Origin of the sequence: Streptomyces sp. NPDC015171 (genome assembly GCF_043079545.1) — a bacterium.
Taxonomy (GTDB): domain Bacteria; phylum Actinomycetota; class Actinomycetes; order Streptomycetales; family Streptomycetaceae; genus Streptomyces.
Genome location: NZ_JBIBUO010000003.1, coordinates 728,459 through 752,579, shown reverse-complemented (window position 1 = coordinate 752,579; position 24,121 = coordinate 728,459). Strand labels below are relative to the sequence as shown.

Annotated in this window: 23 protein-coding genes and 1 pseudogene; 10 read left to right on the top strand and 14 right to left on the bottom strand. The window is 73.3% G+C overall.

Annotated elements, in window-relative coordinates; translation table 11 throughout:
• Nucleotides 1-261 precede the first annotated feature (261 nt).
• From ACF073_RS11520 to ACF073_RS11490, 7 genes and pseudogenes are all read right to left on the bottom strand, one after another.
• Nucleotides 262-1,506 (bottom strand): MFS transporter, encoded by a 1,245-nt coding sequence (locus tag ACF073_RS11520; protein ID WP_392068674.1) that lies wholly within the window; start codon nt 1,504-1,506, stop codon nt 262-264.
• Between the two features lie 128 nt (nt 1,507-1,634).
• A pseudogene (locus ACF073_RS11515) lies at nt 1,635-2,147 on the bottom strand (hypothetical protein); the annotation flags it as partial.
• Nucleotides 2,148-2,219: 72 nt separating this feature from the next.
• On the bottom strand, nt 2,220-3,446 hold the full coding sequence (locus tag ACF073_RS11510) for a hypothetical protein (protein WP_392068673.1): 1,227 nt from the start codon (nt 3,444-3,446) through the stop codon (nt 2,220-2,222).
• Between the two features lie 88 nt (nt 3,447-3,534).
• Nucleotides 3,535-3,660, bottom strand: coding sequence for a hypothetical protein (locus ACF073_RS11505; RefSeq protein ID WP_392068671.1), 126 nt, complete (start codon nt 3,658-3,660; stop codon nt 3,535-3,537).
• Nucleotides 3,661-3,951: 291 nt separating this feature from the next.
• Nucleotides 3,952-4,077: a hypothetical protein gene (locus ACF073_RS11500; RefSeq protein ID WP_392068669.1), complete on the bottom strand. Its 126-nt coding sequence runs from the start codon at nt 4,075-4,077 to the stop codon at nt 3,952-3,954.
• A gap of 71 nt (nt 4,078-4,148) precedes the next feature.
• On the bottom strand, nt 4,149-4,805 hold the full coding sequence (locus ACF073_RS11495; RefSeq protein WP_392068667.1) for a TOPRIM nucleotidyl transferase/hydrolase domain-containing protein: 657 nt from the start codon (nt 4,803-4,805) through the stop codon (nt 4,149-4,151).
• Nucleotides 4,806-4,926: 121 nt separating this feature from the next.
• Nucleotides 4,927-5,274 carry a DUF1330 domain-containing protein gene (locus tag ACF073_RS11490; protein ID WP_392068665.1) on the bottom strand — a complete coding sequence of 116 codons (348 nt, stop codon included), beginning with the start codon at nt 5,272-5,274 and terminating at the stop codon, nt 4,927-4,929.
• 293 nt (nt 5,275-5,567) lie between these two features.
• On the opposite strand from ACF073_RS11490, the gene ACF073_RS11485 reads away from it, so the two are divergent.
• Nucleotides 5,568-7,262: a hypothetical protein gene (locus tag ACF073_RS11485; protein ID WP_392068663.1), complete on the top strand. Its 1,695-nt coding sequence runs from the start codon at nt 5,568-5,570 to the stop codon at nt 7,260-7,262.
• 244 nt (nt 7,263-7,506) lie between these two features.
• On the top strand, nt 7,507-8,034 hold the full coding sequence (locus ACF073_RS11480) for a GNAT family N-acetyltransferase (RefSeq protein WP_392068661.1): 528 nt from the start codon (nt 7,507-7,509) through the stop codon (nt 8,032-8,034).
• Between the two features lie 118 nt (nt 8,035-8,152).
• On the opposite strand, the gene ACF073_RS11475 is transcribed toward ACF073_RS11480, so the two are convergent.
• Entirely contained in the window at nt 8,153-9,010 is an 858-nt protein-coding gene (locus ACF073_RS11475; RefSeq protein ID WP_392068659.1) for a maleylpyruvate isomerase N-terminal domain-containing protein, read from the bottom strand.
• Between the two features lie 215 nt (nt 9,011-9,225).
• Nucleotides 9,226-9,981, bottom strand: a complete 756-nt coding sequence (locus ACF073_RS11470) for a metallophosphoesterase (protein ID WP_392068657.1) — start codon at nt 9,979-9,981, stop codon at nt 9,226-9,228.
• An 87-nt stretch (nt 9,982-10,068) separates the two neighbouring features.
• Between ACF073_RS11470 and ACF073_RS11465 the strand changes: the two genes are divergently transcribed.
• Nucleotides 10,069-11,481 (top strand): PLP-dependent aminotransferase family protein, encoded by a 1,413-nt coding sequence (locus ACF073_RS11465; RefSeq protein ID WP_392068655.1) that lies wholly within the window; start codon nt 10,069-10,071, stop codon nt 11,479-11,481.
• A gap of 37 nt (nt 11,482-11,518) precedes the next feature.
• On the opposite strand, the gene ACF073_RS11460 is transcribed toward ACF073_RS11465, so the two are convergent.
• The 3 genes from ACF073_RS11460 to ACF073_RS11450 all read right to left on the bottom strand — a co-directional run bounded on the left by ACF073_RS11460 (nt 11,519) and on the right by ACF073_RS11450 (nt 13,152).
• Nucleotides 11,519-11,779, bottom strand: a complete 261-nt coding sequence (locus ACF073_RS11460; RefSeq protein WP_392068653.1) for a hypothetical protein — start codon at nt 11,777-11,779, stop codon at nt 11,519-11,521.
• A 140-nt stretch (nt 11,780-11,919) separates the two neighbouring features.
• On the bottom strand, nt 11,920-12,081 hold the full coding sequence (locus ACF073_RS11455) for a hypothetical protein (protein WP_392068651.1): 162 nt from the start codon (nt 12,079-12,081) through the stop codon (nt 11,920-11,922).
• Between the two features lie 90 nt (nt 12,082-12,171).
• A complete protein-coding gene (locus ACF073_RS11450) occupies nt 12,172-13,152 on the bottom strand; it encodes an SDR family NAD(P)-dependent oxidoreductase (RefSeq protein WP_392068650.1) in 981 nt (326 codons plus the stop codon).
• A gap of 54 nt (nt 13,153-13,206) precedes the next feature.
• Here ACF073_RS11450 and ACF073_RS11445 point away from each other — a divergent pair, with 54 nt between their 5' ends.
• Nucleotides 13,207-13,656: a MerR family transcriptional regulator gene (locus ACF073_RS11445; protein WP_392068648.1), complete on the top strand. Its 450-nt coding sequence runs from the start codon at nt 13,207-13,209 to the stop codon at nt 13,654-13,656.
• A 149-nt stretch (nt 13,657-13,805) separates the two neighbouring features.
• Here ACF073_RS11445 and ACF073_RS11440 read toward each other — a convergent pair whose 3' ends face one another.
• Entirely contained in the window at nt 13,806-14,780 is a 975-nt protein-coding gene (locus tag ACF073_RS11440; protein ID WP_392068646.1) for an alpha/beta hydrolase, read from the bottom strand.
• Nucleotides 14,781-15,401: 621 nt separating this feature from the next.
• On the opposite strand from ACF073_RS11440, the gene ACF073_RS11435 reads away from it, so the two are divergent.
• From ACF073_RS11435 to ACF073_RS11415, 5 genes are all read left to right on the top strand, one after another.
• Nucleotides 15,402-16,631: an MFS transporter gene (locus tag ACF073_RS11435; protein ID WP_392068645.1), complete on the top strand. Its 1,230-nt coding sequence runs from the start codon at nt 15,402-15,404 to the stop codon at nt 16,629-16,631.
• The gene (locus ACF073_RS11430) at nt 16,628-18,475 is read left to right on the top strand and encodes an alpha/beta fold hydrolase (protein WP_392068643.1); all 1,848 of its coding nucleotides are present in this window, start codon (nt 16,628-16,630) and stop codon (nt 18,473-18,475) included. The genes ACF073_RS11435 and ACF073_RS11430 overlap by 4 nt, the downstream gene beginning before the upstream one ends.
• A 144-nt stretch (nt 18,476-18,619) precedes the next feature.
• A complete protein-coding gene (locus ACF073_RS11425) occupies nt 18,620-20,542 on the top strand; it encodes a RiPP maturation radical SAM C-methyltransferase (RefSeq protein WP_392068641.1) in 1,923 nt (640 codons plus the stop codon).
• A 25-nt stretch (nt 20,543-20,567) separates the two neighbouring features.
• Entirely contained in the window at nt 20,568-21,236 is a 669-nt protein-coding gene (locus ACF073_RS11420) for a DUF5825 family protein (RefSeq protein WP_392068639.1), read from the top strand.
• Nucleotides 21,237-21,400: 164 nt separating this feature from the next.
• Entirely contained in the window at nt 21,401-22,399 is a 999-nt protein-coding gene (locus tag ACF073_RS11415; protein ID WP_392068637.1) for a hypothetical protein, read from the top strand.
• Nucleotides 22,400-22,502: 103 nt separating this feature from the next.
• On the opposite strand, the gene ACF073_RS11410 is transcribed toward ACF073_RS11415, so the two are convergent.
• Nucleotides 22,503-23,108: a CGNR zinc finger domain-containing protein gene (locus ACF073_RS11410; protein ID WP_392068636.1), complete on the bottom strand. Its 606-nt coding sequence runs from the start codon at nt 23,106-23,108 to the stop codon at nt 22,503-22,505.
• Nucleotides 23,109-23,337: 229 nt separating this feature from the next.
• Here ACF073_RS11410 and ACF073_RS11405 point away from each other — a divergent pair, with 229 nt between their 5' ends.
• Nucleotides 23,338-24,036: an SDR family oxidoreductase gene (locus ACF073_RS11405; protein ID WP_392068634.1), complete on the top strand. Its 699-nt coding sequence runs from the start codon at nt 23,338-23,340 to the stop codon at nt 24,034-24,036.
• The last annotated feature ends 85 nt before the right edge of the window (nt 24,037-24,121 follow it).

Genomic DNA, 24,121 nt, shown 5'->3' with positions numbered 1-24,121 from the left:
GCCTCGCCCGCGGGCATGATCCCCGCCCGCCCACACGGGCGGCGCGGGGTACGCCGAAGAAGGGACCCGCCGCCTGGCCGCGGCTTCTCCCCCACCTCGTACGCGTCCACTTTCGGCCGCCTCAATGCATGAGGCGCACCGAGAAGGCGACTTGAGCGACGTGTGCGGCTTGCGCGAGGTGCGCAGGGCCGCCCCGTTGGCCCGGCGTGCCCGCCCTACGGGGCCGGAGGGACCCGATGTGCCGGTGTCCCGGGCGCACGGTCAGCGCGGTGTGCCGCGCAGCGCCACCGCGGGGATCACCGCGAGGGCGAGAACGCCCGCCGCCGTCGCCAGGGCCGGGTAGCCGCCGCTGCCCATCACCAGGCCCGACGCCATGCCGCCGGTCGCTCCGGCGACGGACATCCCCACGTCGGCCAGACCCTGCACCGTGGCGCGGTGCTCGGCCGGGGCGGCGTCGGCTATCAGTGCCGTACCGCTGATCACGGCCAGGTTCCAGCCGGCACCCAGCAGGACGAGCGCGCAGGCCAGCACGGCGGCAGAGGACGGCGGGGCGAGGCCGGCCAGCAGGCCGGCGCTCAGCAGTACGGCCCCGGAGGCGGCTGCCACGGGCCGTCTGCCGACCCGGTCGGCGAGCAGACCGCTCAGCGGCGAGGGCAGGAACATGGCGCCCACGTGCAAGGCGATGACCAGACCCGCGGCCTGCGTCGCGTGTCCATGGCCGATCATATGAACGGGTGTCATCGTCATCACGGCGATCATCACCAATTGCGCGGTGATCATCACGGTGGCGCCGGTGACGACGCCAGGGGCGTCCCGCACCTGGCCGCGCGGTCCGGTGCCGCGCCCGGCGGGCGCACCGGGAGGCTCCTGGGCCCGCGCCAGGAGCAGGGGGTCGGGGCGCAGCCACACCAGCAGCACCAGGGCCGCGGCCGCGTAGGCGGCAGCCGCCAGGAGGAACGGTCCGGCCAGCCGCGGGATGCCCCAGGCGTGGGCTAACGCACCGGTGGGGCCGACGAGGTTCGGGCCCGCGACCGCGCCCAGTGTCATGGCGAACAGCACGGTGCCGGCGGCGCGTCCGCGTCGCTCGGGCGGGGCGAGGTCGGCGCCCGCGTAGCGCGCGAGCAGCCCTGTGGCCGTACCGGCGCCGTACACGAAGAGCGCGGTGAGCAGCAGGACGGGCGATCGCGTCGCGGCTCCCGCGACCACGCCCGCGCTGCCGAGTGCGGCGATGCCATGGCCGAGGGCCAGACCGGGGCGGCGCCCCCGGCGCTGGCAGACCCGCCCGAGGCCCGCGGCGCCGAGGGTCGCTCCGCCGGTGAAGAGGGCGGCGGGCAGCCCGGCCAGGCTCGTCGAGTCCAGCAGGTCCTGGGCGAGCAGCGCGCCGACGGTGATGCCGGCCGCCATGCCGGCGCCGCCGAGCGTCTGCGAGACGACGAGCACCGTCAGGACGCGGCGCAGTACCCGGGAGCGGTCCGGCGCCACGGCCGGCGGGACCGTTTCGGTCACGCGTGTCCCCGGAGCGGCACCGCGGCGCCGTCCGGCCGCCCGGTGGGCAGGCCGGGCGCCGGCGCGTCACCGGTCGGGTCCGCTGCCCCCTGCGCCGCGTCCGCCGCCTCCGCCGCCCGTGCAGTCTCCGCTATCTCCGCGAGGGACAGGCCGAGCTCCTCGTGCAGGAACCGCACGATCGTCCAGTGCGGCAGGGAATCCTCGTCGAAGGGGCCGAACGCGGCCGTGTAGAGGGGGAGCCAGCGCAGTGCTTCCTCGGCCGCGGTCGCACGGCCGGGAGCGTCCTGGTAGGCGCCGTAGGAGATGCTCCGGTGGTGGATGAAGTGGCCGCCGGGCAGGCGCTGTTCGCACAGCTCCCGGTACTCGCGCGTCTGCAGGATGAGGTAGTGCCATATCTCGTCGATGTCTTGTTCGACGGGGAGGAAGAGGCCGCCGAGCCGGTCGGCGTGGCGGGAGACGAGGTAGAGGTAGCGCAGGCATTCGCGGACCTGGTGCCGGACCGTGGAGTCGGCCGGGGCACCGGGCTTGGCCGCGAAGTGCCGGACGACCTCCTCGTGCAGGGCGGGGCCGAGCAGTTCCTCGGCGGTGGGGGCCGGTGCGGCGGGGGCGTCCGAGGGAGCGTGCGCTGTGGACGTGGGCATACGGCATCCTGTCGGGTTCGTAGGTGGGCGGGGCCGGTGGTTCCCACCCGCCCGGTGGCGGTGCGGGACGCGTCAGGACGGGTGGGGCGTGGTCAGCCAGGCGTACTTGCCGGACCGCCCGACGGGTATGCCGGATCGGTGCTCGACCCGGCAGGAGCGTCCGGTCAAGGCGCTGACGGAGGCGGCCAGTTCGCTCGACCCGCCGGGTGCGAGCGGGGCGTCGTCGAAGGTCGTGTACGACAGCACGCACTCGCCCTCGCCGGTGAGGCGGAGCTGGTGCAGGAAGACGCGGGGGCAGACGTCGGTGATGCGGTCGTCGAGGTCGGCCTGGGCCACGGGGCCCCGGGGCGTGGGCAGCAGTTCCTTCTCCCGTCCGCAGAAGGAGACGATCTGCTCGGGGTCGGCGCTGCCGTCGCGGGTGCGGACACAGTCGCCCGACCGGTAGCGGACCAGCGGCATGTACGGGTTGCGGACGCTGGTGACGATGAGGCTGTGGATGCCGCTGCCCGGCGTCACCGGGATCAGCTCCACGCTCATGTCGTCCAGGTAGGGCTGGTAGCGGCCCTCGGCGTCGCTGTAGAAGAGGTAGCCGAGTTCGGTGCTGCCGAAGAGGTCGACCACCGGGCAGTCGAAGTGGTCGCGCAGATAGGCACGGACGTTCAGCGGCGTGTACTCGTAGGCGTGGACGATGCCTGCCGGGCGTGGAAAGCCGTCCCACAGGTCCCACGCGGCGACTTTGCGGATCAGATGCGCCAAGTGGTAGCCGGAGCAGTCCAGGAGGTACGCGCCGCCGGGGTGCGCCCCGGCCACTTCGCGGATCTCGGCGAGCATGCGCTCGACCTCGCCGCGTTCCCAGCCGGCCGGGTCGAGACGGCGGTTGAGGTAGAGCGTACGGTCGTCCAGCCAGCGTTCCCCCGGTGTGGTCCCGGGCTTGCGGGCGTTGACGCGGGCCACGTGCTCGGTGGCCAGAACCGTGGTCAGGGAGGCCCGCCTGGCGCCATCGTGCCAGGAGGCGCCGAGTTCGGGGTGTTCGCTCCACAGGCGGTAGTAGGAGCGGAGCAGGAAGTAGGGCGGCCTGATCAGCTGCATGCGCGCGTGGTTGGTGCCGGTGGAGAGCACGAACTCGGCCTCTCCCGCCTCCAGTGCGCGGGCGAGGCCGGGGGTCATCCAGTTGTCCGGGAAGCCCCGGGCGATCTCCGGCTTCTCCAGGACGGGGAAGTGGCCGCGCTCGACCGAGGCGCGGTAGATCGGGATGTCGCGCACCTGGTCCAGGACGTCGGCGCTCGGCAGGTGGTTCACGGGGGCTCTCCGGGGCGGGGTCGGCGGCGGGAGGAGCGGGGGTGCCGACGCGGGGACGGCCGCGCCGGCACCGTGCGGCGTCAGCCGGTCAGGAGATGCAGCCGCTCTTGGGCTTGGCGCTGATACAGCCGTCCTTCGCGCCCTGGGCGGAGTTGACGGCGACCCACTTGCGCCACACGGACTCCTCGGTCATGCGCTTGATGAGCTGCTCCATGCTGAAACCTCCGGAAATGAGAGAGATGACAGGGATCCGGCAATCGCCGTGAAGTGATGGGTTTGTACCGCTCACCCATCACCATCGAAGGTAAAGAGATGGTCAATCGGGAGTCAAGGGGTGGTAGATCAGATGACTTGAACGCAGCGGTCGCGCACAACAGCTGACTGAATTGCCGACGGCCGACGGCACTACCGTCCGCCCTCCGGCACTCCGGAGCGGCGCGAGGGGCAGACGCGCCGTACGCCGCTCAGCCGCCGACGGGCGCGCGCGGCAGCCGGGCCGCGATGTTCACCGGGCGCCTCTCGCGCTGCTGGGGCCGGTCCCGGCGTCGTACTCCCACTGGCTCGTGTTGCCGGAGCGCGCGTCCGCGCGTGTGGCGAGCGGCAGTTCGGCCGTCGAGGTGTCGTACAGCATGACCGGATGATGACAGGGGGGTCTGACACCGCGGTCGAGTCGCCGAGCCCGCGAAGCCGGCTGCGGCCGGGTCAGACCCTGGTGAGGAGGCGCTCCAGTGGCCGGGGGACGCGTGCCAGGTCCAGGTGCTCGGCCAGCGCTCGCGCATAGAGCGCCTTGCGGCCGCTGTGGGTGCCCATGAAGCGCCGCAGTTGGTGCTCCACGGGCCGTACCCGCTGTGCGGGCTGGTTCTGGAAGGTGCGGAAGGGGCGCGTCTCGCCCTGGGCCTCGATCACCTGCCGCACGCCCTCGGTCCCCAGAGCGCGGATCAACTCGTCCTCCAGGTCGGCGACGCACACATGGAAGCCGAGTGTCTCCAGTCCCGCGCGCGTGAGCCCGGACCCGAGCCCCACCCGCTCCAGATGACGCCGGAAGTACCGCTCCTCGCCGATGTCGCAGAGCCCGGCCAGCGGGAGGCCGAGCCCCGCGGGACCGCACACGTCCAGGAAACGCCCGATGTTCGTCGCGCCTCCGAGCGGTACGACCGCGACGCCCTCGGCACCCAGGTCGCGGCCGTAGCGCGGGGCCAGCGTCTCCAGCGCGGCCTGGTCGCTGCTGCCCTCGACGAGCACGATCGACCGCACGGTGCCGTCGGCCAGTTCCCGCGCCGCCGCCGCGGCCGTGCCCGCCCCCGTGCCACCCGCCGCCCATGCGGCCAGCGCCAGCCTGAATCGCCTCATCTCGTCCACGAGACCTCGCTTCCCGGCGTCATCGTGGCACGCCCGGGATCGCGTACGCACGCGCGTTTCGCGCGGGGGGGGCGACCCGGGATGTCCGGCCGCGCCGGGCCGCCGGCCCGGAACCCGGGGGCTACTCGGCGGACATGGACTCCCGCAGCGCCTTCGCGGTGCCTGCCGGGTCGTAGTGCTCGGGAACGCCGGGGACCAGGATGATGTCGCCGTCGATGTGGCGTGAGCGCAGGGGTGCGATCTCCTGGTACGCGGGCGAGTCCCACCAGGCCCGCGCCTCGGCGGTCGACGGGAAGGAGATCACCACGACATGGCCGGGCCAGCTGCCCTCCACGACCTCGTGCTGTGCCGCGTGCACGAGGAAACGGCCGCCGAACGGCTCGAAGGTGGCGGAGATACGCTCGATGTAGTCGGCGATCTCCGGGTGCGGGGCGGCCTCCTGCAGGTGCGCTATCACGTAGGCGGGCACGGCGGCGTCCTTTCGGTGGATCGGGCTGGCGTACGCCGATGATCCTGGCATGAGGGCGGCCCGAGAGCGATGACCTGACAGGTAAGGGCCCTCGCGGGCCGGTGCGAGGGCTGGTGCGCGGTCAGTGCGAGGGCTGGTGCGATGGCCGGTGTCCGGACAGGTGGCGTCCCGGGTGTCTTCCCCCCTGAACGCGGCCGAGTCCGCGGCGTCCTTCGCTAGGGTCGTCGTACCGCCCACCGTCGTCGTCCGGCCCCGGTGAGCTGGACGGGGGCCGTCAGCCTTGAGGAGCCCGTATGCGCTACTACGACCTCGGCGGCCACGGCCGGCCGGTGACGACGTCGTCGCCCGAGGCGCAGATCTGGTTCGACCGCGGGCTGAACTGGACGTACGCCTTCAACCACGAGGAGGCCGTCCGCTGCTTCGAGGCCGCGGCCGCCGCGGATCCCGAGTGCGCCATGGCCGACTGGGGCCTGGCCTACGCACTCGGCCCCAACTACAACAAGCCCTGGGAGTTCTTCGACGAGCGGGACCTGGGCCGCACGGTGCGGCGTGCGCACGCCGCCGTGCGGCGCGCGCACGCGAAGGCGGCCGGTGCCACCCTGGTCGAGCGGGCCCTCATCGAGGCACTCGGTGCCCGCTATCCGCGTGCCGAGGCACCGGACGCCGCGGACTGCCCGGTGTGGAGCGTCGCCTATGCCGACAGCATGCGAGACGTCCATCTCGCGGCGGCCGACGATCTCGACGTGGCCGCCCTCTACGCCGACGCCCTGATGAACCTCACACCCTGGCAGCTGTGGGACATCCGCACGGGCGAGCCGGCGCCGGGTTCGCGCACCGTCGAGGCCGGCGCGGTGCTGGAGCGGGCGATCGCCACGGAAGCGGGCGCGCGGCACCCGGGGCTGCTCCACCTGTACATCCACCTCATGGAGATGTCCCCGACCCCCGAGGCCGCACTCCCGGCGGGTGAGCGGCTGCGCGGCCTGGTGCCGGACGCCGGCCATCTCCGGCACATGCCGTCGCACCTGGAGGTGCTCTGCGGCGACTACCGCCGGGTGGTCTCCGACAACACCGACGCGATCGCGGCCGACGAGAAGTTCCTCGCCAGGGCCGGTGCGATGAACTTCTACACCCTGTACCGGTGTCACAACCACCACTTCAAGATCTACGGTGCGATGTTCCTCGGCCGCTTCAAGGACGCGATCGAGACGGCGGGCCGGCTCGAAGCGGCCGTGCCCGAGGAGCTGTTGCGCGTGACGAGCCCGCCCATGGCGGACTGGCTGGAGGGCTTCCTCGCGATGCGGGTGCACGTGCTCATCCGGTTCGGCCGCTGGGACGACATCCTCGGCCTGCCGATGCCCGCGGACGCACAGCTGTACTGCGTGACCACAGCCATGCTGCACTACGCGCGCGGGGTGGCCCTCTCGGCCACGGGCCGTGTCGAGGAGGCCGAGCGGGAACGCGAACTCTTCCGTACGGCACGCGCCCGGGTGCCGCGGACCCGGATGCTGTTCAACAACACCTGTGCCGACATCCTGGCGGTCGCCGCGCAGATGCTGGACGGAGAGCTGGAGTACCGGAAGGGCAGGCACGAGGCGGCGTTCGCGGCGCTGCGCCGGTCGATCGAGCTGGACGACGGCCTTCCGTACGACGAACCGTGGGGCTGGATGCAGCCCACGCGGCACGCCTACGGCGCGCTGCTCCTCGAACAGGGCCTGGTCTCGGAGGCCGAGGCCGTCTACCGCGCCGACCTCGGACTCGACGACACGCTGCCGCGCCCGTTGCAGCACCCGGGCAACGTCTGGGCCCTGCACGGCCTGCACGAGTGCCTCGTGCGCCGCGGCAAGGAGGGCGAGGCGCAGATCGTCGCCCAGCAGCTGAAGATCGCCGCCGCGCTGGCGGACGTACCGATCGAGGCGTCCTGCTTCTGCCGCCTGAAGACCGGCGAGGGGGCCTCGGCTCGGCCCGGATGCTGTGGCGGGGGGCAGTGAGGACGGCCGGGTACCGCCCGTCAGGGGGCGGGCGTCCCGGCGGGCGGCCGGCCGGGGTGTCCCCGATCCGCCGCCGGTCGGCGAACACCTCGTGTCCGGGTTCGACGCGCCTGGCCGGGTGCGCGCCCGCCGCCACCCGTGCCGAGGACCTCGGGGGCGTGGTGAATGAGCGCTCGTGACGGCACGTAGTGTCGGACGGGCAGCGGGGACGGACGGACAACGGACAGGAGACGGCGTGGAGGGCATGGAGACCGGGACTGTCGAGACCGGGCGGGTGAGCCTTGTGCCGCTCGCCGTGGCGCACGCCGACGAGATGGCCGAGGTGCTCGCGGACCCCGCGCTCCATGTCTTCGTCGGCGGCTCCCCGCACTCCGCGCAGGCTCTGCGCGCACGGTACGCACGCCTGGTGGCCGGCTCGCCCGATCCCTCGGTCACCTGGTGGAACTGGGTGATCCGGCTCCGTGAGGAGAAGTGTCTGACCGGGACGGTGCAGGCGACGATCACTGCCGCGGAGCACGGGTGGACCGCCGAGGTCGCGTGGGTGGTCGGGACTCCGTGGCAAGGGCGCGGGATCGCCACCGAGGCGGCACAGGGGCTGGTCTCCTGGTTGCGGGAGCAAGGCGTGCGGGTGATCCGTGCGCACATTCATCCGGATCATCACGCCTCCGCCGCCGTCGCCTCCGCCGCCGGTCTGGCTCCCACCGGTCACTGGCAGGACGGCGAGATCAGGTGGGAGTCAGCGGTCGCGGAGTCCCGCGCCAACAGGGTGTGACCGGCAGGCCGCCGCCCCGGCGCGGGCCGCGGGCCGGTCGGGAGGGGCCCGTCGGCGGATGCCCTGGGCGGTGCCGCGAGGTGGGGCCGCGAGGTGGGGCCGCGAGGTGGGGCCGCGGTCAGTAGATGATCGACACGATCCGGCAGGCGGCCTCGGCCAGGCCGCGGTCGCCGTCGATCCGGGCACGGGCCAGGGCGGTGGCCGGGCCGATGCCTCGGGTGCACAGCCGCCAGGCGGTCTCCGCGTCCAGGCGGACGAGCGCGGTGGGGCGTACGGTGTCCGGCCGCGCCAGTGACCAACGGGGCCCGGGGGCCGTCACGGTCCAGGTGCCGCCCGCCGGGCCGTCGATGTGCAGCTGGACCTGGGTGCCGGACGGCGCGTCGACGTCGCGCGACGTGTGCGGCAGAGCCCGCATGAAGGTGTCCAGGACCACGGACAGGGGTCGCGGACCGGGATCGGTGAGCTGACCGACCGCATGGCGGATCTGCTGGCGGTGGGTGCAGAACTCGGTGAAGTCCCGGGCGCTGTCCAGCCACATCGGTGCCGGGTCGGCCCCGGCCCAGGACACGCCGAGCGACGGGGCACCGGGGTCGGTCGCCGCGAAGAACTCGGCGACCTGACCGCCCATCAGGCCGACGGTGTCGGTGAGCGCCGCCGGGCTCACCCGGGAAACGGCCTCCACCCACTCCTGGTTGACGCGGTGGATGAACGTCTCCAGTGCTTCACCCGGCGCGAAGGCGGGGCCTTCCCGGTGTCCGTCACGGCCGCGGGCGAGGCGCCCGTAGAAGTCGCCGAGGAGGTGGGCGACGAGATCCCGGACGGTCCAGCACGGCACCGCTTCTTGACTCCAGTCGGCGGGCGCCAGACCGCGCGGCATCACCATCAGCGCGGTGTGTTCCGGCGCGAACAGGGCGCGGGCGTCGATCGGGTCCCCGAGCCAGGGATACCTGGGTACGTCACTGAACCGGGCGTCCATGACCCCAGCCTGCCGGCGGCATGACCCGATGGCCATCCGATATCCCCCTCCGGCACCCCGCATCGCGGAAGTGATCTCTGTCGGGCTCCGGTGGGCGAGACGGACGCGCCGTCGCGGTGCGGGCCTGCGCCGGATTCCGGTTCCGCCGCCGCCTCGTCCGGCCTGCCGTCGGCCGCCTGCTCGAACTCCCCCGGAGCGCAGGAGAAGTGGCGCGCTCACATGCCGACGTACCGGTAGTGCGTGGTGAGCCGGCCGGTGTCGTCCAGGACGTGGAACGCCAGCGCGGGCGGCTGGTCAAGGTGGACATGGTCCTGCGGGGTGGCGCGGTGTTCCCAGGGAAGGCGGAGGGCGGAGACGACCCCGGGGGCCACCAGCAGGGGGCGTCCTGCGAAGACGGTGGCCGCCGCGGTGTGGGCGTGGCCGCACAGGAAGCCCGCGATGTTCCGGTGGCGGCCGGCGAGGGCGGCGAGCCGCTCCGCGCCGAACTGGCGGATGCCGTCGACGAACGGGACGTGCAAGCGCGTCGGCGGGTGATGGAAGCCGATCAGCACGGGCGTCCGGTCCGGCGTCCCGGCCAGTACGTCCTCCAGCCAGGCCAGGGTGTCGTCGGTGAGAAGGCCCTCGTCCTCGCCCGGCACGGACGAGTCGCACAGGGCGATCACCACGTCCGCGCTCCGGTGCACCTGGTTGACGGGGGCCGTCGCACCGTCCTGGGCCAGCAGGTGACGGCGGAAGGCGTCGCGCCTGTCGTGGTTGCCGGGGCAGAACAGCACCGGGTGCCGTGACGCGAAGAGGCGGCGGGCCCGCTCGTACTCGTCCGGCAGGCCGTGGTCGGTGACGTCGCCGGTGACCACGACGGCGTCCAGGTCGTACGGCAGATCCTCCAGGTAGCGCATGACGGCCCGGGTCCGTTCGATGCTGCGCGGCGCGCTGTCGATGTGGGTGTCGCTGAGGTGGGCGATCACGGTCATCGGGGTGCCTCCCGGCGTCTGTGGGTCCGCTGGTCACTTGGATCTTGAGGCTAGGCGGGTACCGGACCGGAGATAAGATCCGGTTCCATGCCGAAATCCTGGTCCGGTTCGCGCGTCGACCTGCATCTCGCTCTCGACGCCTCGGGCGGCCGCCGTTGCGGTCTGGAGTCGGCGCTGCGCGACGCGATCCGGCAGGGGCGGCTCACCGCGGGGACCCTGCTGCCCTCCACCAGGGGGCTGGCCGGCGAACTGGGGCTCTCCCGCGGCACGGTGACCGCCGCCTACGACCAGCTCGTCGAAGAGGGATTCCTGACCACCCGGCCGGGATCGGGCACCACCGTGGCCGATGTACCGCCGCAGACCGTGCCGTCCGCCTCGGCCGCACCGGCACCGGCGGGCCCCCGCCACGACCTCCGCCCGGGCCTTCCCGATGTCGGCGCCTTCCCCGCCCGGGCCTGGATCGCCGCCACCCGCAGGGTGGTCACCGGCTCCCGCGCAGCGGCCCTCGGCGCCGGAGACCCGCAGGGCCGGATCGAACTGCGTACCGCGGTGTCCGACTACCTGGGCCGCACCCGAGGGGTGGTCACGACCCCCGGCCGCATCGTCATCACCTCCGGGTACTACCAGGGACTCAGCCTGCTCAGCGGTGTGCTGGCCCGGCACGGTGCGACCTCGGTGGCTGTCGAGGATCCCGGTCACGACGTCTTCCGCTCCGTCGTCCAGCGCGCCGGACTCGCCACCCCGGCCCTGCCCGTCGACGCCCGCGGGGCCCGTGTGGACGCCCTCGCCCCGGGCGTCGACGCCGTGCTCCTCACCCCCGCCCACCAGTACCCGACCGGCGTGCCCCTCCACCCGGCCCGGCGACAGGCCGTCGGCGCCTGGGCGCGGTCGACCGGCGGGCTGGTCATCGAGGACGACTACGACGGCGAGTACCGCTACGACCGCCAGCCCGTCGGCGCCCTCCAGGGCATCGCTCCCGAGCGGACCGTCTACTGCGGCACGGCGTCCAAGACCCTCGGTCCGGCCCTGCGCCTCGCCTGGCTCGCCCTGCCGCCCCAGCTGGTGGAACCGGTGGTGGCGGCCAAGCAGCAGGCCGATCTGTACACCGAGAGCCTCACCCAGCTCATCCTCGCCGACCTGATCACCACCCACGCCTACGACCGCCATGTCCGGGCCGCCCGCCTGCGCTACCGCCGCCGACGGGAACTGCTCCTGGCCCGCGTGGGCCGCGTGGCCGGCCTGACCGCCCACGGCGTCCCCGCCGGCCTGCACACCCTCGTGTCCCTCCCCGCCGGCTGGCCGCCGGAGGACGAGATCCTCGCCGTGTGCGCCCGTCGGGGAGTGGCCCTGCGCGGCCTTACCGAACTCCACATCGACCCCGACGGGCGCCCGGCAGGTCTGCTCATCGGCTTCGCCGCCCCGGCCGAACACGCCTACCGGCCCGCTCTCGACGCCCTGTTCGCCACGCTCCCGCCGCCGGCGCCCGGTGTCGGACGGTGACGTCCCGGCATCTGGCCTCAGGCCGCGACCGGCCTGCTCACCGTCCGTGAACCGGGAGTCGACGGCCGGTCGTCCCGTCGTTCACCGTCCTCGGACCGAGGTCGGAGTGCAGCGTCGCGCGTACCGGGCCAAGGCGCGCGTCGGCCCGGCAGACGACGTCCGCTCCGGTCCGGCTGGGGATCCGCACGGTGAGCGAGACGGTGTGGGGTGCCTCGGAGGCCCGCAGGCGGGGGGTGCCGTCGCAGCCGCCTGACATCACCATGACGCTGAGGGTCCGCCCGTCGTCCTCGACCGTCACCGGCCGGGTGATCGGCTCGTTCCTCGTGACGGTCTCCGCCCCGGGCGGTCCTGACGCCGAACACGCCGAACATCCCGTCAGGATCGCCAGAACCCCGACGAGCCCCGCCACCACACGACGTCGATCAGACAGATGAGTGTTCACAGTGCGTCGACGCCGGCGCGGGTGGATTCGTTCAGGGCGGCGGCGCGGTTCGGTGGCTCGCGCGGGTCCGGGTGGTCGAGCCAGTGGCGTCGGGGCCGGTCCGGTGGGCCGTGGAAGCGGGGTGGCCAGGCGGTGGCCGAGGTGGAGTCGCCGGTCACGACGGTGCCGCCGACGGTGAGCCAGCTGGCGCGACATGCCCGGCACCATGGCGGGGAAGTCCGGGGAAGTCCGCCGCACCCGGGGCGGGTTCACCGAGTGAGGGGGGTGACGGGGGTGGCGCCGGTCGCCGCGAGGGACAGGTCCCAGAGGCGCGCGGCAGGGCCGGGGGCGACGGCGTACGCGCGGACGCCGCCGTCGTCCATGGGGGCGTCGGGGGCCGAGACGGGCGCGATGTCGCAGTCTTCGAGGTAGAGGCCGCCACGGCCGTCGAGGAGCGGGGAGGTGGCTGCCCACAGGCCCGTGGCGGCACCCTGGGACGGCGTCTTGAAGCCGGCGCCGATCACATGGCCGTGCTCGTCCACCCAGCCGCGGTCGATCTGCTCCCGCGACGTCATCTCGCGCTGGAGGCCGGTGATGATCTTGCCCGGGTGGAGGGCGAACGCGCGGACGCCGTCGCCACGTCCGAGGGTGTCGAGACGCACGGCGAAAAGGGAGTTGGCGGTCTTGGCCTGGCCGTAGGCGAGCCACTTGTCGTAGCCGGTGCGGAAGTGCGGATCGTGCCAGCGGATGTCGGTCAGGGTGTGTCCGGCGGAGCTGTTGACGACGACGCGCGCGCCCTGGGCGGCCACCAGGAGCGGATAGAGCTCGCACGCGAGCGCGAAGTGCCCGAAGTGGTTGGCGGCGAACTGGCCTTCCCAGCCCGGCCCGACGCGCCGCTCGGGAGTGGCCATGACCCCCGCGACGGCCATCAGGAGGTCGAGCCGGTCCAGCAGGTCCTTGATCCGTCGCGCGGCGGCGCGGACTCCGGCGAGGTCGGCCAGGTCCATGGGAACGACCTCGCACCCCGGCACCTCCGCGAGCACGGCGCGGGCGGCGTCCGGCCGCCGGGCCGGCACGACGACCCGGGCTCCGGCGGCTGCCAGGCGCCGGGTGGTTTCCAGCCCGAGTCCGGAGGAGCCCCCGGTCACGACGGCGCACGCACCGGTCAGATCGACGCCTGCCATGACGTCCTCGGCGGTGGTCGCGGCGGAGAAGGGCGAGCCGAGCGGCCGCTGTTCAGTGGTGGTCATGTCGACGACGCTACGATCTAGAGCGAGGTCTGGATCAAGTCGTAGCCTGGGGGTATGACGACCGCCGAGACCCGTGAGGAGCCCGAGCCGCTGAGCATCGGCGAGGTGGCCGGGCGGACCGGACTCAGCGTGCACGCGCTGCGTTTCTACGAGCGCGAGGGCCTGCTCGTCGGACCGGTCCGGCGCACCTCCGGGGGCCGGCGCCGCTACACCGCCGCGGATGTCGACTGGCTGCTGATCTGCGTCAGGCTCCGCGAGTCCGCCATGCCGCTAGCCGACCTCAAGCGGTTCGCCGAACTGGTCCGGCAGGGGCCGGGCAACGAGGCAGAACGCCTGCGGCTCCTCGATGCCCATCAGCAGCGCGTCGAGGCGCGGATCCGGGCGCTGGAGGACTGCCGCTCGCTCATCGCGTGGAAGGTCGGTGTCTACGCCGAGCACCTGGACCGCGGCGAGGCCGGAGGACTCTGGGACCCGCGAGCGGGAAGCGCTCCGGGCGCCGGATGAGGAGGCGCTGCGCCGGTTTTCGGGGCGGCTTCCCGGGATGTTGAGGGCGGCTCCTCCTCAGAGAGGGGGAGTTGGCGGCATCGGGCACCCGGCAGGTGGCGACGCCGTTCCTGGCCGGCTCGGTCCCCGGACGGGCGCCGCGTCGCCCGTCAGTCGCCGTGCAGCGCCGTCTTCAGGAAATCGACGGCGAGTCTGCGGGCGACGTTGGTGGCGCGGGTGTCGCGGAGGCTGTCCAGGAGCATGAAGTCGTGGACGATGCCGCCCACCCGGACCGCGGTGACGTCCACGCCGGCTTCGCGCAGCCTGTTGGCGTACTGCTCGCCCTCGTCGCGCAGCACGTCGGCCTCGTCGGTGATGAGGAGGGTCGTGGGCAGTCCGCGGAGCTGGTCCAGGGACGCCTGGAGCGGGGCGGCGTACGCCTCGGCGCGCTGGGCGTCGTCGCTCGTGTAGGCGTCCCAGAACCACTTCATGCCGTCGCGGGTGAGGTAGTAGCCCTCGGCGAACTGGTGGTAGGAGGGGGTGTCGAACCCGGCGTCGGTCACCGGGTAGAGGAGGCACTGACCCTTGAGGTCGATCCCGCCGCGCTCCTTGTTCATCAGCGCGAACACGGTCGCCATGCAGCCGCCTACCGAATCGCCGGCGACGGCGATGCGTGAGGTGTCCAGGCCGTGCTCCGCACCGTGTTCCATGACCCACTGCCCCACGGCGTAGTTCTGCTCCACCTGGGTGGGGTACTTCGCCTCCGGGGCCCGGTCGTAGACGGGGAAGACACCCGCGGCGTCGGCGCCGACGGCGAGTTCGCGGAAGAGGCGGTCGTGCGTCTTCTCGTCGCCGAAGACCCAGCCGGCGCCGTGGATGTAGAACACCACCGGCAGCGGGCCCGTCACGCCCTTGGGCCGGATGATGCGGGTGCGGACCGTGCCCCATTGGCCCGCGTCCACGTCGACCCACTCCTCGGCGACGTCCGGGCGGGGCACGCTGGTGTCGCTCTGCAGGCCGGCCAGGATGTCCCGGCCCTTCTCCGGGGGGACCTCGTAGATCCGCGGGTGCGGGTCGGTGGCCTCGGCCAGTTCCTTCGCGGCGGGTTCGAGGTAGGGCGTGATGGGCGGCGGAAGCTCGGTCATGTTCGCTCCATGTCACGGGCACGCGTGCGGGCCGGGACCCCGTGGTGGGATCACACCGACGGCTGGGGGGTGATGACGGCCTGGGGCGGACACGCCCCTCCCGTCCATGGTTGGTGCCCCGCCCGGCGCGCGCAACCGCCACGGAGACTCCACGCGGCCGCCTCGTCCGGAAAGCCGACGCGACCATCGCGGGCACCCCATGGCGAGCCTCGCCGCCGACACCCGTGACCACAGCACAGCCCCCTGCCCAAGACCGGCTGCCGCGGCGACGGCGGCGGGGATTCTCGGACGAAAGCATCGCGCCGCCGGTGCCCCCGCGGCCCGGACGGGCCGCCCCTCGTCCCGGCCCGCGAGCCCCGCGCTCCCGGGCCGGGGACGGGAGCCGCCGCGCGTTTTCCCTGGCGAGCGGGGGCGACCCCCGTCCCCTATACGGAATGATCAGACCCTCTTCGCTCCTGTGGCGGATCGGCCCTCCGCCATCTCCCCATGGCATGAATCCAGCCACGCACTTCGGACCCTTGTGACGCTTCTTCGCGCTCGATTACGATCCCGCTCGCTCCGCTCCGGACACACTTTCCGCACAATTTCGCCACATCGGTGAGGTGCTTCGTGGAACGGCCAGTGTCACCCGCACGACCGTCCCACCAACGGGCGGACACGTCTGACTTCCGGCTGCTGTGGTGGGCCAACGCCGCCGACGGGATCGGCAGCCAGGCCTCGGGCACCGTCCTGCCGCTGCTCCTGCTGGGGCTGGGCCACTCGCCCCAGACCGTCGGCCTGATCGCCGGTGTCTCCACGGCACTCGGGCTGCTCCTCGGCCCGCTCGTCGCGCTGCCCGCCGACCGCGGCGCCCGCAAGCGCATGATGCTCGGCTCCGCGGCCGTCTCCGCGCTCGCCATGGGCTGCGTGGCCCTCGCCCTGGCCACCGGAAGGCCGCCGCTGGGCCTGATCCTCGCCGCCGTGCTGGTCGAGCGACTGGCGACCGCCGCCTTCGAGGCGGCGTCACGCGGGACGGTCGCGCTGGTCTGCCCCGGCCCCGAGCAGCCCCGGGCCCTCGCCCGGCTCAGCGCCGCCGACCAGGGTGCCCTCATCGCGGGCCCGGCACTGGGCGGAGTCCTCTACCAGGCCGCTCGCGCGCTGCCGTTCCTCGCCGACGCCCTCTCCTACGTCGTCACCGCGGTCTGTGTCGCGGCCATGCGCACCGACCTCACGGCCACGGAGACCCGGCAGCCCGGCGAGAGCCTGCTCCGGCAGAGCCTGGCCGGGCTGCGGCTCGTACGCCGCTCCCCGCTGCTGCGCCTGGTCCTGATCTGGGCCACCACCGTCAACGCCGTCGTGGTCGCGCTGTACTACGGAGCCGTCTTCACCCTCCGGGGACAGGGCCATCCGGGTGCCGTGCTGGGCGCGATCCTCGCCCTCTCCGGCGCCGCCGGTCTCGCCGGCGCGCTCGCCGCCCCGACAGTGGCGAGGCGCCTCGGCGCTCCCCAGGTCGTCACCGGCGTGACCTGGCTGCTGGTCCCGCTCGCCGCCGCGCCGGCCGTCTTCACGGGCGCGTGGGCGTACGGGCTGCTGTTCGGCCTGGTGTGCCTGCTCATGCCGCTCGCGTCCATCGTGCTCCAGGCCCGGGCCCTGCAGGCCACCGCGCCCGCGCTGCAGGCCCGTACCGGCGCGGTGCTGGCGACGGCGACCACCGGCGCCGCCGCGCTGGCGCCCGTCCTCGCCGGTGCCCTGGCCGCACGGGTCTCCCCCGCCGCGCCCGCCGTCGTCTGCGGTGTGCTGCTGGCCCTGCTCGCGGCCCACAGCTCCCGGCGCGCGGTGCGCGGCGTCCTGTCGGCGGAGGCCGCCGGATGAGCGGCGGCTACCAGGTGTACCGGGCCGCGCTGCCGGAGGTGTGCGCCGCCGACCCGGCCAGGATGGTCTTCACCTCCGACGCCGAGGGCCGGTGCGAGGTGTTCACCTGGGACGCCGCCGCCCGCCGGGCCCGGCAGGTCACCCGGCGCCCCCGGGGCACCCTGCACGGCGCCATCGACCGGGACGCGCACGTGTGGTGGTTCGACGAGGACGAACACGGGGCGGGACACTGGCGGTTCCAGCCCTTCGCCGGCGGACCCGACCGGCCCGGGCTGACGAACGTCCCGCCCGGACTCCCCCGGGGCCTCGCCGTCAGCGACAGCGGCACCGTCGCCGTCGCGGCCGGCGACGGCCACGCGACCACCGTCCATGTGGGCCCCCGCGGCGGCACGGCCCGCACGGTGGCCCGGGTCGAGGGCCATGTCACGCTCACCGGCATCACCCCCGAGGGCCGGTTGCTCGCCCTCGCCGGTGCCGGCACCGTCACCGTGCTCACCCGCGAGGGTGCCGTACGGGCCGTCCTGCCCGGCGACGGCACCGGCCGGCTGTGGTCCCTGGGCTTCGCCCCCGCCGGGCACGGCGCGCAGGAGCTGCTCCTCGTCCGCGAGTGCGACGACCGCTACCTCCTGGCGTCCTGGCGGCCCGGTACCGGGCTGACCACCCACGACTGGTGCGCCTTCGACACGGAGGTCACCGCCCGCTGGGACGGCGACGGCGGCACCGTCCTGGTCCGGCAGGACCGGCACGGATCCTCCACCCTGCACCGCGCCGACCTCACGGCACGCACCCTCACCCCCGTCCCCACCCCGCCGGGCACCCTGCTGGACGCCGCCACCCGCCCGGGGGGCGACCTGCACTACCTCTGGACGGCCACCGACCGGCCCCCACGGCTGTGCTCCACCCGGGGCACCGCGCTGCCCGTGCTGCCCGACCTCCCCGACCCGTTCCCCGGCACCCACCGGGACGTGTGGACGCCCGGCCCGGACGGGCCCGTGCACACCCTGCTCAGCCTGCCCGGCACACCGGACGCCCCGGTCCCGGCGGTGTTCCTGGTGCACGGCGGACCCGCCGACCACGACCGGGACGCCTACGACGGCGTCGTCCACTCCCTGGTCGCGTCCGGTTTCGCCGTCGCCCGCGTCAACTACCGCGGCTCCACCGGGTACGGGCCGCGCTGGCGGCGTGCCTTCCGCGGCGGAGTCGGCCTCACCCAGGTCGAGGACCTGGCGTCCGTCCGCGCCGACCTGGTCGCACGCGGGCTGGTCCGCCCCGACGCCGTGGGGCTGTGGGGCACCTCCTGGGGCGGCTACCTCGTCCTGCTCGCCCTCGGCACCCGCCCCGGACTGTGGCAGGCGGGCGTCGCGGTCAAGCCGGTCGCCGACAGCGTGGCCGCCCACCGCACCACCACACCCGCACTGCGTGCCCTGGACGAGCGGCTCTTCGGCGGCACCCCGGACGAGGTCCCCGAGCGCTACGCGCGCAGCTCACCGATCCACTACGCCGCCGAGGTCCGCGATCCGCTGCTGGTGGCCGCCGCCACCCATGACGCCAAGTGCCCGCCCGGTCAGATCCGCGGCTACCTCGCCGCACTGCGCGCCGCCGGAGCCCGGCACGAATCGCTGTGGCTCGACTCGGGCCACGACGGCTACGACGGCGGCGACCACGTCACCGTGCTGCGCCGGGCCGTGGTCTTCCTCGACCGGGAACTGCGCGGCCCGGCACGCCGCCGCCCCCAGACACCCGACTCCGACCGGAGCGGGGAGCACCACACCGCCGTACACACCACGGAGAGGAGAAGGACCCATGCAGAAGGACATCATCCACAACGACCCGCTCGCGGGTGACGAGGAGAACCGCAAGCCGAGCGTCGGCATCACCGTCACCGTCCCGTTCCGCAACGCCGAGGACACGGACGAGGACTGACCCCTGCCGGCCGGCCCGGCGGTGCACCGCCGGGCCGGCCGGTCCCCCCCTTCCGAGGAGCCGACATGCGTGTCCTGCTGGTCAACATGCCCTGGTCGCCCATCGACCTTCCGTCCCTCGCGCTGGGAATCCTCAAACGGAGCGTGGACGAACGCGTGCCCGGCGCCGAGGCCGAGGTCCTGCACGCCAATCTCGAATTCACCGACTGGATCACCGCGCGTACCGAGTTCACCGGTGACGACTACGAGTACTACGCGCTGTCGTCCTATTTCATGGGCTGCGGCGACTGGGTGTTCTCCTCGGCCCTCTACGACGACCCGCACTGGCGCGAGGAGGAGTTCACCTCGGTGATGCGCGGGAAACTCAAGAAGTCGCGCATGGCCATGACCCACGCGCTGCACCAGGTGGTGCCGGAGTTCGTCGACGAGATCGCCCGGCGGATCGTCGCGCACGCGCCCGATGTCGTCGGGTTCACCTCCACCTTCCAGCAGAACGCCGCGGCACTCGCGGCCGCCCGCCGGGTCAAGCAGCTCGCCCCGCAGATCGTCACCGTCCTGGGCGGGGCCAACTGCGACGGCGCGCAGGGCGCCGCCGTGCACCGCAACTTCCCCTTCGTGGACCACGTCGTACGGGGCGAGGGCGAGGCGGCCTTCCCGCAGCTGCTCACCGCGCTCGCCGACGGCTCCGACCTCGACGGGGTGCCCGGCCTGTGCCACCGGGGCCCCGGCGGCGAGAGCCTGGCCAACGCGATGGCCACGCGTCCGCTGCCGCCCGCCGCGATCCTGCCGCCCGACTACAGCGGCTACTTCGAGCGCCTCGCCGCCTCCGCCGCCCGCCACTGGGTCGAGCCGAAGCTGGTGGTCGAGGGCGCCCGCGGCTGCTGGTGGGGCGAGAAGCACCACTGCACCTTCTGCGGGCTCAACGGCTCGTTCATGGAGTTCCGCTCCAAGAGCCCGGACACCTTCTACCAGGAGATCATCGAACTGGCCCGCCGCCACCGGGTCCTGGACATGTATGTCGTCGACAACATCCTCGACATGGGCTATCTGACGACCGTGCTGCCCCGGATCATCGAGAGCGAGTACGACCTGCGGCTGCACATCGAGATCAAGGCCAACATGCGCCGCTCCCAGCTCCGCACCCTCGCCGACGCCGGGATGATCTACGTCCAGCCCGGCATCGAATCGCTGAACCACCAGGTCCTGGATCTGATGGACAAGGGCGTCAGCGGCTGCCAGAACGTCCGGATGCTGCGCGACGGAGCCGAGACCGGCCTGTCCGTCGCCTGGAACTACCTGCACGGCTTCCCCGGCGAGACCACCCAGGACTACGACCCGGTGATCGCCCAGATACCGGCGCTCGAACACCTCGATCCCCCGGTCGACCTGTCGGCCCGGATCGCCATCGAGCGCTTCAGCCCGTACTTCGAGCGCCCCGAACTCGGCTTCACCGGCCTCAGGCCCGAGGAGCACTACCGCTTCACCTACGATCTGCCGGAGAAGGAGCTGTACGACCTCGCCTACGTCTTCGAGGCACCGGCACGCGGCATCGGCGAGCCGACCGTCACCGCGCTCAACGACGCGCTGGCCGCGTGGAAGAAGCACCACGCCGACGCCCGGCTGACCCACACCGATCTCGGCGACCGGATCGTTCTCGTCTCGCGGCGCCGCGCCTTCGACTGGCGGACGGCCGAACTGACCGACCCCTTCGAGGTGGCCGTCTTCCGCCTGCTCGACCAGCCGCACGCCGTGGCCGCCCTCACCCGCAAGGCCGGGCGCAAGGAGCCCGGCGCCGCCCGCGACGAGGCCGGCGTGCAGCGCCTCCTCGACCGCTGGGTCCTGCTCGGGATCGTCTTCACGGACGGCGGGCAGTACGTGCACATCGCCCCGGCCGCCGTGAACGAGGACCTGCTGCGCCTGGACTTCATGCGCCACACCCACGCGTCGCGGCCCGAGCCCGCCGAGCCCGCCGAGCCCGTGCATGCGTGACCGCGCCCCGAGGAGGAGTACGACCATGAACGGCACGAGCACCCTGAGTCCGCCCGCCGTCCTCGCCTGGCGCGACTACGATCCCGCCGCCTGCGAACTCCCCGGCATGTTCCTGGGCGAACTCGTTCTGCCCGGACCGCCGGAGGGCGAGAGCGAGCGGCTCTGGCAGCTCGGCGCCCGGCGCGTCCGGCTGCCCGCGCCCGTGGACGTCGCCGCCGGCCGGGACCCGGAGCGGGCCGGGCAGGCGGTGGCCGCGCTGAGCCTGGTGCGGGATCTGACCGCGCGAGCCGTCGTCGTCGAGTGGGACCTGCGGCTCCCCGCCGGGGCCGACGAGGTCTGGAAGGTGCTCAGCCATCTCCAGCCACCCCGCCGCATCGAGGGTCCCGCCGGGGCCGGCGAGGCGTTGCGCACCTGGCAGCAGGGCCATTACCTGTGCAAGTGCCTGTGGCGCAAGGGCCCCGGCTTCGTGCAGATCCGGGACCGCCGCTGGGGGGAGCTGCGCCGCTTCACCGCCGACGAGCCGCACTACGAGGACACGATCGAGCGTCTGGCGTACGGGGCGCCGGCGGACTCCGTGCCGGCCGATGTCCTCGACGACTTCCGCACGGAGAAGCTCGTCCTGGACGTCGGCCCGCTCGCCTGGTGGCTGCCGTACCGGATCAGCCGCTGGCTGCAGGAGCCGATGACGATCTGACGCGGCGGCCCCGGGATGCCACTCGGGACACGACATAATCGTATGAGCTACAGTTATGTCGTAGTCTCGTCCCATCCCACGGCACCCCGAGCGACCCCCACGCCTGGTGGCCATCTCCCCACAATGAGCGACATCGGCTCCGGAGCGGAGCAGGAAAGGCCACCATGCAGTCGGTCGGCACAGACGAAGCAGCAGTGGTCGGGCGCGTCGCGCCCGACGTCCGTGCGGAGAGGATCAGCCTGCAGTCGATCTCTCTCGGCACGGCCGGGCTCGGCGGCGCATGGCAGGCCGCTTCGCAGACCCTCGGCGCCCGCCCGTGGGTGAGCGACGCCCTCTTCGCCCTGAGCGGCCTGGTGTGGGCGGCCCTGCTGGTGCAGTACGTACGGCACGGCGGCGGGCGGTGGCGCAACGTCCTCGACGACCTGCACCACCCGGGCAAGGGCTTCACGCTCGCCTACGTCCCCATCGTCGGCATGCTGGTCATGGGGCATCTCTCGCGCTACGACCTGGACGCGGCCCGATGGGCGTACGCCGTGTTCGCCGCCGCGGCCGCGATCATCGCCGCGCGCCTCCTGGCGCACTGGGTCACCGGCGGACTCGCCTCCGCTCCGCTGCACCCGGGGTATCTGCTGCCCGTGGTGTCGGCCCCGTTCATCTCCAGCTCCACCGCGTCGGCGCTGGACCTGCCGCAGGTCGCGGCGGCGGCCTTCGCCGTCGGTGTCCTGTACTGGCTCGCCTTCGGCACCGTCGTCCTCGGCGGTCTGGTCGCCCACGGCGGCAGCATGCCGGGGCCGGCCCGGCCCACCCTCGCGGTACTGGTCATCCCGCCGGCCACCGGCGGACTCGCCTGGACGTCGGCCCGTCACGGCATGTTCGACGCCGTGGGCGAGGGCTTCGCCGGCCTGGTGCTCTTCACCCTGCTGGTGGTCGTCTTCCTGCTGCCGGACCTGCGCCAGCCGTCGTTCCACTACGGCTACTGGCTCTTCTCGTTCCCGGTCGCGGCCGGCGGCAACTTCCTCATCCGCTGGCTCCGCGGAACCGGCGTCCCCGGCTGGCGGCCGGTGTCCTGGGCGCTCCTGGCCACGGTGACCGCGGCGTTCCTCCTCCTGTACGCGGCGACACTCGCGCATGTGCGCCGCCCGCGGACCGGAGTGGCTATATAGGGAGCACAGGTCGACGTGCCCGGCCCAGCGGTCGAGAAGGCGTCCGCTACGTCTGATCTGCCCGGGGTGCGGAAGGTGCGGTGCCAGGGCGTCGACGGCCAGGTCAGGTCCGCTCGGCGCCGGCGCGCTTGCGTGCGCGGTAGTTGCGCAGGTTGGCCGCGTTGCCGCAGACCCGGACGTCGTGCCACACCCCGCTGTTGTTGCGGGAGCGGTCGTAGAAGGCGGTCGCACAGCGCGGGTTCCGGCAGGACTTCAGGCGGCGCAGCAGGTCGGTGCACTGCGCCTGGTAGGCCTCGATCAGGGCGAGCGAGGCCACCTGCCGCCATCCCGTCCCCCGCGGCTCGGCCCGCAGGGACCCGTGCTCGTCGAGCCGCAGGGCGGCCGGGAGGGTCATCAGCGAGGCCACCGGCCCGGACTCCGGTACCGAATGGCCGGCCCGCGCCTCCAGGACCTGGGCCAGGTCGTCCCGGAACTCGCGGAGGCCCCGCACATCCTCGGCCGTCAGTTCGATGCCGGGTGCGGGCCGGTGGGTCGCGCCGCTCCAGCTCCGCAAGGCCTCGTCTAGCCAGGCGCCGGCGCCCTCGCTCGTCTGCAGGAGGTCGGGCTCGCGCGGCTTCCCGGCGGAGAGCGTGTTGAGCAGGTCCTGTACGAAGGCCAGCCCGCCCGGGGCGGGGTCGAGCCCGTACCGAGCCGTCGCAGTCCAGGACATTCTCGGCCCTCTTTCCATGACGGCGACAACGTCGACATATGCGCAGCAGATTCACTTATTACCATGTCCAGTGTAGCGCGCCCCGAGATGCACCGGCCCTGGCGCAGGGGGACCCTGAAGGCACGGGCTCCGTCGGTTCTTCTCGCGATTCCTCTCGCGATTCCTTTCACCGTCACTCGCGGCCTCCGGCCCCGAGCGGCGGCGTACGCACGAGACGAGGTGTCCTGCCATGGAGATCGAGGGTGCGGTCGCGGTGGTCACCGGGGCCAACAGGGGCATCGGACTGGCCTTCACCCGCGCCCTGCTCGCCCGGGGTGCGGCCAAGGTGTACGCGGGCGTCCGCGACCCCGCGCGCGCCCAGGAGCCCGGCGTGACGGCGTTGCCGCTCGACGTCACCGACGACGAGCAGATCGCGGCAGCGGCGGAAGCGGCCGCCGACGCGACCATCGTCGTCAACAACGCCGGCATCCAGGCCGGTGTGGCGCTGCTGGACGGCACCCTGGAGGGCGCGCGGCGCGAGATGGAGGTCAACTACTTCGGTACCTGGGCGGTCACGCGGGCGTTCGCACCGGTGCTCGCGGCCAACGGCGGCGGAGCCCTGGTGAACATGCTGTCGGTGGCGTCGTGGCGGGTGAACATGCGGTGGCCCGGTTACGCCGCGTCGAAGGCTGCCGAGTGGTCGCTGACCAACGCGCTGCGCGTCGGGCTGCGACCGCAGGGAACCCTGGTCGTCGGGGTGCACGTGGGCTTCGTGGACACCGATGCCACGGCCGGTGTGGACGCCCCGAAGACGGCGGCAGGCGAAGTGGCCGCGCTGACCCTGGACGCCCTCGGCCGCGACGAGCCGGAGGTACTGGTCGACGAGGTGTCACGGCAGGTACGCGCCGCGCTGTCCGGCCCTGTCGAACTGCTGGAGCCGGCGCGGTGAGCGATCCCCGGCCCGTGCGGCGGTCCGGCGGGGCGGCCGGCGTCGATCGGCGGACGTGACCGAGCCGATCCGGAACGTCCGCGAC